The organism is Paenisporosarcina sp. P4_E4_2, from assembly GCF_056401595.1.
The window spans coordinates 1-8,841 of sequence record NZ_JBFUJC010000179.1; the positions used below are offsets into that span (position 1 = coordinate 1).

13 protein-coding genes and 1 pseudogene are annotated in these 8,841 nt (G+C 38.0%); 10 read left to right on the forward strand and 4 right to left on the reverse strand.

The window, feature by feature from the left end:
- Positions 1–915, forward strand: a 915-nt coding sequence (lipA, locus tag AC1DSB_RS12550) for a lipoyl synthase (RefSeq protein ID WP_477586824.1), incomplete at its 5' end; no start/stop codon positions are given.
- A 14-nt stretch (positions 916–929) separates the two neighbouring features.
- Entirely contained in the window at positions 930–1,283 is a 354-nt protein-coding gene (locus AC1DSB_RS12555; protein ID WP_477532637.1) for a YutD family protein, read from the forward strand.
- A gap of 198 nt (positions 1,284–1,481) precedes the next feature.
- On the opposite strand, the gene AC1DSB_RS12560 is transcribed toward AC1DSB_RS12555, so the two are convergent.
- A complete protein-coding gene (locus AC1DSB_RS12560) occupies positions 1,482–1,748 on the reverse strand; it encodes a DUF3055 domain-containing protein (protein WP_016429008.1) in 267 nt (88 codons plus the stop codon).
- An 88-nt stretch (positions 1,749–1,836) separates the two neighbouring features.
- Between AC1DSB_RS12560 and hepT the strand changes: the two genes are divergently transcribed.
- A complete protein-coding gene (hepT, locus tag AC1DSB_RS12565; protein WP_016429007.1) occupies positions 1,837–2,283 on the forward strand; it encodes a type VII toxin-antitoxin system HepT family RNase toxin in 447 nt (148 codons plus the stop codon).
- A gap of 2 nt (positions 2,284–2,285) precedes the next feature.
- Positions 2,286–2,902, forward strand: a pseudogene (locus tag AC1DSB_RS12570) (HAD-IIA family hydrolase).
- A 32-nt stretch (positions 2,903–2,934) separates the two neighbouring features.
- On the opposite strand, the gene AC1DSB_RS12575 reads toward AC1DSB_RS12570, so the two are convergent.
- On the reverse strand, positions 2,935–3,162 hold the full coding sequence (locus AC1DSB_RS12575; RefSeq protein ID WP_036660166.1) for a YuzB family protein: 228 nt from the start codon (positions 3,160–3,162) through the stop codon (positions 2,935–2,937).
- Positions 3,163–3,319: 157 nt separating this feature from the next.
- Between AC1DSB_RS12575 and AC1DSB_RS12580 the strand changes: the two genes are divergently transcribed.
- Positions 3,320–4,390, forward strand: a complete 1,071-nt coding sequence (locus AC1DSB_RS12580; protein WP_016429004.1) for an NAD(P)/FAD-dependent oxidoreductase — start codon at positions 3,320–3,322, stop codon at positions 4,388–4,390.
- 53 nt (positions 4,391–4,443) lie between these two features.
- Here AC1DSB_RS12580 and AC1DSB_RS12585 read toward each other — a convergent pair whose 3' ends face one another.
- Complete coding sequence (locus AC1DSB_RS12585; RefSeq protein WP_016429003.1) at positions 4,444–4,770, reverse strand: YuzD family protein; 327 nt, start codon at positions 4,768–4,770, stop codon at positions 4,444–4,446.
- Between the two features lie 84 nt (positions 4,771–4,854).
- Here AC1DSB_RS12585 and AC1DSB_RS12590 point away from each other — a divergent pair, with 84 nt between their 5' ends.
- The 5 genes from AC1DSB_RS12590 (at position 4,855) to AC1DSB_RS12610 (ending at position 8,114) form a co-directional block, all read left to right on the forward strand.
- Positions 4,855–5,088 (forward strand): NifU family protein, encoded by a 234-nt coding sequence (locus AC1DSB_RS12590; protein ID WP_016429002.1) that lies wholly within the window; start codon positions 4,855–4,857, stop codon positions 5,086–5,088.
- A gap of 234 nt (positions 5,089–5,322) precedes the next feature.
- Positions 5,323–5,685 (forward strand): HesB/IscA family protein, encoded by a 363-nt coding sequence (locus AC1DSB_RS12595; protein WP_016429001.1) that lies wholly within the window; start codon positions 5,323–5,325, stop codon positions 5,683–5,685.
- 215 nt (positions 5,686–5,900) lie between these two features.
- A complete protein-coding gene (locus AC1DSB_RS12600) occupies positions 5,901–7,115 on the forward strand; it encodes an NAD(P)/FAD-dependent oxidoreductase (protein WP_016429000.1) in 1,215 nt (404 codons plus the stop codon).
- Between the two features lie 348 nt (positions 7,116–7,463).
- Complete coding sequence (locus AC1DSB_RS12605; protein WP_016428999.1) at positions 7,464–7,592, forward strand: YuiA family protein; 129 nt, start codon at positions 7,464–7,466, stop codon at positions 7,590–7,592.
- Positions 7,593–7,784: 192 nt separating this feature from the next.
- The gene (locus AC1DSB_RS12610) at positions 7,785–8,114 is read left to right on the forward strand and encodes a YuiB family protein (RefSeq protein WP_016428998.1); all 330 of its coding nucleotides are present in this window, start codon (positions 7,785–7,787) and stop codon (positions 8,112–8,114) included.
- A gap of 42 nt (positions 8,115–8,156) precedes the next feature.
- Here AC1DSB_RS12610 and AC1DSB_RS12615 read toward each other — a convergent pair whose 3' ends face one another.
- Positions 8,157–8,633 (reverse strand): divergent PAP2 family protein, encoded by a 477-nt coding sequence (locus tag AC1DSB_RS12615; RefSeq protein ID WP_016428997.1) that lies wholly within the window; start codon positions 8,631–8,633, stop codon positions 8,157–8,159.
- Positions 8,634–8,841 lie beyond the last annotated feature (208 nt).

Below are 8,841 nucleotides of genomic sequence, written 5' to 3' on the forward strand. Positions count from 1 at the left end.
AAACAAACACATATTCGAAAACCAGCTTGGTTAAAGATTAAATTAAATACGAATGACAATTATAAAGGTCTTAAGAAAATGATGCGTGAAAACAATTTAAATACTGTATGTGAAGAAGCGAAATGCCCAAACATTCACGAATGCTGGGGTACTCGACGTACAGCAACGTTCATGATTTTAGGTGCAATTTGTACACGTGCATGTCGTTTCTGTGCAGTTAAGACGGGTTTACCGAATGAACTTGATTTAGCAGAGCCAGAACGTGTAGCAGATTCAGTTGTCATGATGAATCTAAAACATGTCGTCGTAACCGCGGTTGCGCGAGATGATTTAAAAGACGGTGGTTCTGCTGTTTTCGCAGAAACTGTACGTGCCATTCGTCGCAAAAACCCATTCACAACGATCGAAGTTTTGCCTTCTGATATGGGTGGGATAGAGGGAAATCTACAAATGCTGATGGATGCAAAACCTGATATTTTAAACCATAATATAGAAACAGTTCGTCGGTTAACACCGAGAGTTCGTGCACGAGCAAAGTACGATCGTTCTCTAGAGTTTTTACGTCGTTCAAAAGAAATGCAACCCGATATTCCAACGAAATCTTCTCTTATGGTGGGTCTAGGCGAAACAAAAGAAGAGATTATAGAAGTAATGGATGATCTGCGGGCAAACAACGTGGATATTATGACGATTGGGCAGTACCTACAGCCATCTAAAAAACATATTGCAGTTCAAAAATATTATTCACCGCTCGAATTTGGAGAACTACGTAAAATTGCGATGTCCAAAGGTTTCTCACACTGTGAAGCGGGACCATTGGTTCGTAGTAGTTACCATGCGGATGAACAGGTAAATGCAGCAGCAAGAGAAAAACAGCGTCTTGGTGACGAGCAATTAACTCTCACAACAAGTTGATGGAGCGTGAATTGATGATTACAATCGATCGATGGGAATATGAAATTCTGATAGATTATCGGGAAGCATTTAAAGAAGAGGCTTTCCAAGATCGTTATAGTGAAATTTTAAATAAATATGATTACATTTTGGGCGACTGGGGTTATGGACAACTTCGTCTGAAAGGTTTCTTTGATGATAAAAATCAAAAAGCGACTTATGATACGAAAGTCAGTACGTTGCAGGATTATTTGTATGAATACTGTAATTTTGGATGTGCGTACTTTATATTAAAAAAATCCGGACCAGCAAAACCGGTAGCAGTTCTAGCTGCAATAGAAGAAACACCACAAACAGAAAACCTCGATTTGGATGTTCCATCATCCTAATCGAGGTTTTTTCTTATCCTAAGTCTCAGTTAAACGTTATCGTTGAGGGTCTCATTCTTCAAAAGTGCAGCTCCTGCGGATATGGTCAAAACTACCTTTGATCATATTCTTTCTTGCGGCTTGCTAGGCGCAAATGGATGCCAGTTCGTCCGCGGAACGGGCAATGATTCCTTCTTTTTATACATCAACAATGAATGCTTAGCCTAATAATTCCTGCAAATAATCGCGTAGTTCTGCGGCTTCTTCTTCGTTGCGGTTATAGACATGTTCCAAATAACCTTCTTCTTCTAAATCATCAGAGCCCAATATAGCAAAACGATTATATTGAATATCCATTACGAGTACTTTTCCGAAAAAGCGGCTACTTTGCAAAATTGCTAAATCATATCGTTGAGACTCACCTGTAAAGCTAACAAATCTCGTTTTTGTATCTTCCACATCATCATATAAGAAAAATCGTTCCATTTGGCAGTTCTCCTTCCACTCCTAGCAATTATGGTACTATAGGATGGAAAAGACAATCAACTTAGAACTGATAAAGTGAGGGAACCTTATGTATTTTGTAGACCGAAAAAAAATTAATCATACATTGAAGTATATGACAACACTTATGGAAATGCTGGAGACATCAGTGAATTCTTCTATGAATGAATTTGAAAAATTGGCATTGGAGCGAATTGCTCAAAACATTATCGAGTCCATGATTGATGTTGGGAATTCCATGATAGACGGCTTCATTATGAGAGACCCAGGCAGCTATGATGACATCATTGACATATTGACTGACGAAAAAGTGATATCTGTTGAGATGGACGCACCTCTAAAAGAAGTAATTGGACTTCGTAAAATGCTGGTGCGAGATTTTATGAGCGTTAATCATAAGGAAGTGCAAACTATATTGCAATCAAATTTCCAGGAGTTAAGACAATTTCCAGCGAGTATTGAGCATTATTTAACGCATGAACTTGGGCCAGTGTCTGCATTTTTACCAGAGGATTAAGCATGAAAACTTATAAATGTTATTGCATTGACCTGGATGGAACAGTCTATCGTGGTAAACAGCCGATAAAAGAAACAGTACAATTTGTTCACCATTTACAACACCAAGGAATAGAACCTTTTTTTGTGACTAATAATGCTTCTCAGACACCGGACCAAGTGCTATCGAAGCTTGCAGGCTTTGGGATTATAGCAAAGCGCAGTCATATTATGACTTCTGCTTTGGCGGCAGCGAAGTACATTGCACTTCACTACCCTGGAAAAGAAGTTTCAATGATTGGGGAAAGTGGATTGAGGGAATCACTTCTTGAGAAAGGAGTGTGTATAGTGCCTTCTTCGAAAGAAGTGTTTGTGATGGGAATCGACCGGGATATCACATTGAACCTATTTATATAGGAAAGCCGCATGGTCATATGCTTGAAATGATTCAGCTTGAACATCAGTATTCAAAAGAGGATATGGTGATGATTGGAGACAATTATGATACCGATATTATGGCGGGAATAAATTTTGGAATTGACACGATTCACGTCAATACGGGTGTGACTTCTACGGAAGAAGCATTGCTGAAACCAGAACGTCCAACTGTAACTCTTGAAAATTTAGTGGAATGCATATAAAAAAGGAGCTGCATCTACGCAGCTCCTGAGTATTAAAAAAGTGGATTTTCATCTATATATTCATAAATCTTCTTAGTAAGCTCATCTGGCGAATCAGCTTCTACGACATCACCATTAACAACTGCAAAAAAAGATTCAGCACATTTTGTACAATAACTTAAACACCCGTATTCCAGAACGTCTAAATTTGGGTCTCGTTCTAATTGTTCAAACGTTTTTTGCGAACCATTCGCTAAATTACTGACACAAAATTCTACCATTGGATTAAACACGTTCTTCACCTCGCTACATCGCCATGCTACTCTTTTTTTTTTCGTTCGTCAATCCGAGTGTCTTATTGTGAAACTTCTCACAATGATTTATACTTACAACGTAAAGAGATAGACTGTATATAAAATGCTCAAGGGAGATTTTTTTATGAAAAACTTAGTTTTACTGGGTGGTGGATACGGCAACATGCGTATGTTGCTTCGTTTACTGCCAAATAATAATTTACCTGAAGATGTACAAATTACATTAGTGGACCGTACACCATTCCATAGTTTGAAAACAGAGTTTTATGCATTGGCAGCAGGTACTGTTCCTGACCAGGAAGTCCGAGTATCCTATCCAGAACATGAACGTTTGAAAATGGTCTATGGCGAGGTCGTAGAAATCAACCGTGAAGAAAAAATGGTCGTGCTTTCTAATGACATACAAATCCCATATGATGATGTAGTAATTGGATTAGGTTGTGAAGACAAGTACCATGGTGTGCCTGGTGCAGACGAATTCACGTTAAGCATTCAAACGATAGGTCGTTCACGTGAAACATTTAACAAACTATGTGGATTGCCATCTGGATCTGTTGTCGGGATTGTCGGAGCAGGATTAAGTGGAATCGAACTTGCCAGCGAATTACGCGAATCACGTCCGGATTTAGGAATTAAATTGTTCGATCGAAGCCCACGTATTTTACGTGACTTCCCGGAACGATTAAGTAATTTCGTGAAAAAATGGTTTGATACCCACAATGTCGAAGTCGTCAGTAATTCTAATATCACAAAAGTGGAGCCAACTGTTTTGCATAACCATGAAGAGACGATTGAAGTGGATGCAGTGGTGTGGACAGCAGGTATTCAACCTGTCGCTCCTGTGAGAAACATGAATACGGAAACTGATTCAATTGGGCGTGTTGTGTTGTCTCAATACCATAACTTACCCGAAGATGAACATGTTTATGTGGTAGGTGACTGTGCAGCGTTGCCATATTCGCCAAGTGCACAAGTTGCGGAAGAACAAGCGGAACAAATTGTTGAAGTGCTTCAAGCACGTTGGAAAGGTAAAGAGCTGCCTGAAACGATGCCTGAAATCAAACTAAAAGGATTCTTGGGTTCTTTAGGGAAAAAACAAGGTTTTGCTTACTTGGCAGACCGTACAGTCACTGGACGTATCGCACGTTTACTAAAATCTGGTGTGCTATGGATGTACAAGTGGCATAACGGATGATGAATAGAAAGAGACCTGGAAGTGAAATATAACTTTCAGGTCTCATTTTTTGTTTATTTACTGATAAAACCATGTTTTTCTAGTTCAACAAAAACGGGTTGCAGTTGGATATAGCCCTCGCCAACCACTTCTCCAGCAACTAAAACGAGTGGGAAAAAGTATTCTTCTTCCAATACTTGAGTGGCAATTTCTTGTTGTCGTTCATTATCCACTGGTTTTTCAATGTCAATATAGGTTATTTCATAAGGATGATTAGGGTATTTACGATCGATTGCCGCTTGCAACCATTCGTACGTATCTTTGGATGTAGGTGCGTTTACACAGCTGGCACAAACGACATCTGCACCATAAATTTCAATTGAAACTAATTTTTTCTCCATGATAATTTTCTCCGTTTCGTATGTACTGATGGATTTTTTCTTCTCTTCACATTATAATAATTATAAGGAAAGGGGTCGAAATAAATGACTGATACAATGACAGAACAAGTTCAAGAAGTATTAGATAAATTACGTCCATTTTTACTCCGCGATGGTGGAGATTGTGAGCTTGTCGATATCGAAGATGGCATAGTCAAACTTCGTCTTCTTGGTGCATGTGGTAGCTGCCCAAGTTCTACAATAACACTAAAAGCAGGTATTGAAAGAGCTCTTTTGGAAGAAGTTCCAGGTGTAGTGGAAGTTGAACAAGTGTTTTAATTCCTAAAAGTGAAATTGCATTGCACTGTCACTTGTAGTTATACAATACGAGCTGATAATGCTAGTTGATTTTTATGCTGAACAATTTGGGGCCTTAAGAGGCTCCTTTTTTATACTTATCTTTTTTTCATTATACCCAAAACGTTGGTTATATCGATAGTCAAATTAAGTTGTTCTAGTTGTATGTGTTTGAGCAAAATTGGTATCATAAATGATAGAAGGAAGGTGTAACGGATGACACATGTTGTCGAATTATCAGAAGCTGCAGCTTACCAGGTTAAAGAAATGATGAGTCATAATGACGAGCAAGGTTCCTTTTTACGGGTAGCCGTTCATGGCGGTGGTTGTAGTGGTCTTTCATATGGGATGGGTTTTGAACACGACAAGAAAGATTCAGACATTACACTGGAACAGCATGGCTTGACCATCCTGGTATCGAGTGAAGATGCAGCCATCATAAATGGTACCGTAATTGACTATAAGCAATCGTTGATGGGTGGAGGGTTCACTATTGAAAACCCAAATGCCATTGCGTCTTGTGGTTGCGGTTCATCATTCCGAACAGCGAGCAAAACAGGAACACCAGAAAATTGTTAAGACAACCAATTTTTGGTCTTTTTCTGTAAATTCAAACCTTTTACTCTTGGCAGGATTATATTGAAATCAAAACCTAAGAGGTATATTATAGAGGATAGTACATTTGTCGAAAAAAGAGACAAATTCGCTTTAGTCTACTTGAAGTATGTAAATACTTCTTTTTTCTTTGACTAAACGAATAAATATAAAACTATTTAAAGGTGGTTTCGATCTTCGTGAAAAGACCGACAATTTTAGTATTAGGCGCCGGCTATGGCGGTTTAGCAACAGTAGTCAACTTACAAAAAAACATTGGACCTGACGTAGCAGATATTACATTAATTAACCAAAATGATTATCATTATGAATCTACATGGTTACATGAGGCTTCAGCAGGAACATTAAGACCAGATCAAGTACGTTATGACATTGCAGATGTAATTAAATCAGATAAAGTAAAATTTGTGAAAGCATCTGTAGAAGGAATCGATATTCCTGGGAAACAAGTAACAACTGATAACGGTGTGTTTTCTTATGACTACCTAGTAATCGGTCTTGGATTCGAAGGCGAAACTTTCGGGATTCCAGGTTTAGATAAATACGCTTTATCGATTGCGAATGTAAAAGCAGCTCGTCAAATCCGTGAGCATATCGAATATCAATTCGCTACTTGGTCAATGGAAGACGTAAAAGATGATAGCCGCTTAACAATCGTTGTTGGTGGTGCTGGGTTTACCGGTATTGAGTTCCTAGGTGAACTTGGTAACAGAGTTCCTGAACTTTGCAAAGAGTTCGATGTACCACATGAAAAAGTACGTGTTGTTTGTGTAGAAGCTGCACCAATGGTATTACCAGGATTTGATCCAGAATTGGTTGAATATGCAGTTGGTCACCTACAAGCAAAAGGAATTGAATTCTCAATTGGAACACCAGTTGTTGAAGCAACTCCTGAAGGTGTGAAAATTAAAAAAGGTGAAGACGAGTTTGAATTTGTGAAAGCTGGTACAGTCGTTTGGGCTGCAGGCGTTCGCGGAAACCGTTTAATCGAACAAACAGGCATTGAAAACATGCGTGCCCGCGTTAAAGTTGAAAAAGATATGCGTGCTCCAGGTCATGATGATGTATTTATCGTTGGTGACTGCGCATTGTTGATTAATGAAGAAGTAAACCGTCCTTACCCACCAACAGCACAAATTGCAATGCAACAAGGTGTGACAGTGGCGAAAAACCTTATCGCTTTAATCAATGGAGAACAAACAGAAACATTCGTACCTGATTTAAAAGGTAGTGTTTGTTCACTTGGTGAACATGACGCAATCGGTGTAGTTTTCGGTAAAAAAATTACAGGCACAAAGGCATCATTTATGAAAAAAGTAATTGATAACCGTTCTCTTTTCATGATTGGCGGTCCTTCACTAGTTGTGAAAAAAGGTAAATTTAACGTTCTTTAATAATAGATTAAATTTCGCCCATCTGGATTATCCAGATGGGTTTTTTCAATCTAACCGAGTTGGTTTTCTAACAAACCGGAAATATTTGAAGGATTTAAATGAGTAATGAGGATTCTCTAGAAAATAGAAGGCTGAAACTTAAGTAATTAATGGGCGGGTAATGCATATATAGGATGAAGCAGTTGAAGGAGCTTATGGTTTTGAAAGAATGAGAAAAGAGGAGTAAAATTAAGCAAAATAGAGATAATATTTAATGTATTCGTTTACATTTAGATGATGTATGGTTTACAGAGGATTTCCTATATGTTATATTATCAGAATATTAAGAATTAAAAGGAGATGGTCAATATGACAACTTACAAAAAGGATGTTAAAGCYAATCAATGCCCATATTGTAAAGGAAATGGATATTTCCAATTACGTCTTGGTGGTTCTGAAACGTGTTCGTGTTGTGCAGGTTCTGGAAGGAAAAAGTAGACTCTGAAGGTTCTTTTCGTAAATAATTCGAAAAGAACCTTTTTTGTTGGCATTAATGAGTAATATGGACGATCCCTTAAGCTTCTTATGTGCTTCAACATGTTACAGTCCGTTGAACAACTCACATGGATATTGAAAGGAACATACCAATCATGTAAACTGTTGAAAGGAACGCATGGAGGGAACAATTCAATGGACGGTAATTTTACACTTGTAACGGTTATGTTATCCGTATTAATATTTCTAGTAATGTTTTTTGGGATTGGTTTTTTACTCAATATGTTACTTCGCATGACATGGTTAATGGCAATTGTTTATCCAATAGTCGTTATCTTGATTATCGATGAAGTGGATTTTTTCGAGTATTTCACAGCGCCTGTTATGGCATTTCAAGCACTTGGGGAAAAATTAATGGCACTTCATTTCGCGGATATTTTAGTTTTATCTAGTGGCTTGGTTGGTGCGATCATTGCAGGAATTGTCATCAAAATGTTACGTAAAAATGGATATCAAATGTTTTAACAGAAAAGCAGTGGAGCTCTCAAAGGAGATCCACTGCTTCTTTTATACGAGAAATACATAAATGATTATGGAAATGAAAATTCCTGTTAAAGCGCCCATAAAAACCTCGCTCGGTTTGTGTCCAAGTAGTGTTTTCAGCTCTTCAATCTTTTCTTCATCTTTTTTATGTGCCCATTCTTTAGATTGATTAACAAAAATCTGAAAGTCAATACGCATTTGGTTAATAATGATTGCCTGCTGACCTGCCTGGAAACGAACTCCTGAAGCATCAAACATAACGATGATTGCAAAAATGGCGGATACAGCGAATAAAGGTGAACCGAGACCGGTTTCAAAAGCAACCGCTGTTGTCAAAGCTGTTACAGCTGCTGAATGAGAACTTGGCATACCACCGGTTGAAGTGAAAAGTTTCCAATCGACTTTCTTGGTTACTAAATAGGTGATTGGGATTTTTACGAATTGAGCAAATATGATTCCGAATAAGGCTGCGAGGAGTGGAATATTTGTAAGAATGTCCATAGTGGTCCACCCTTTCGTGTTGAATTGTTTAGTAAAGTATACCACATCTATAGGGCTCTAAAACGCGTAATCTTAGCTGATGACAGATAATTCGAAAAGCGTAACATATTCGTATATAATAGAAGTCGAATGTAAATAGATGGAGGGGTTTTCTGTGAGAGTAGATGTTGCAGGTATTAATTTTAATGATGTACAAACTGAAGTATTA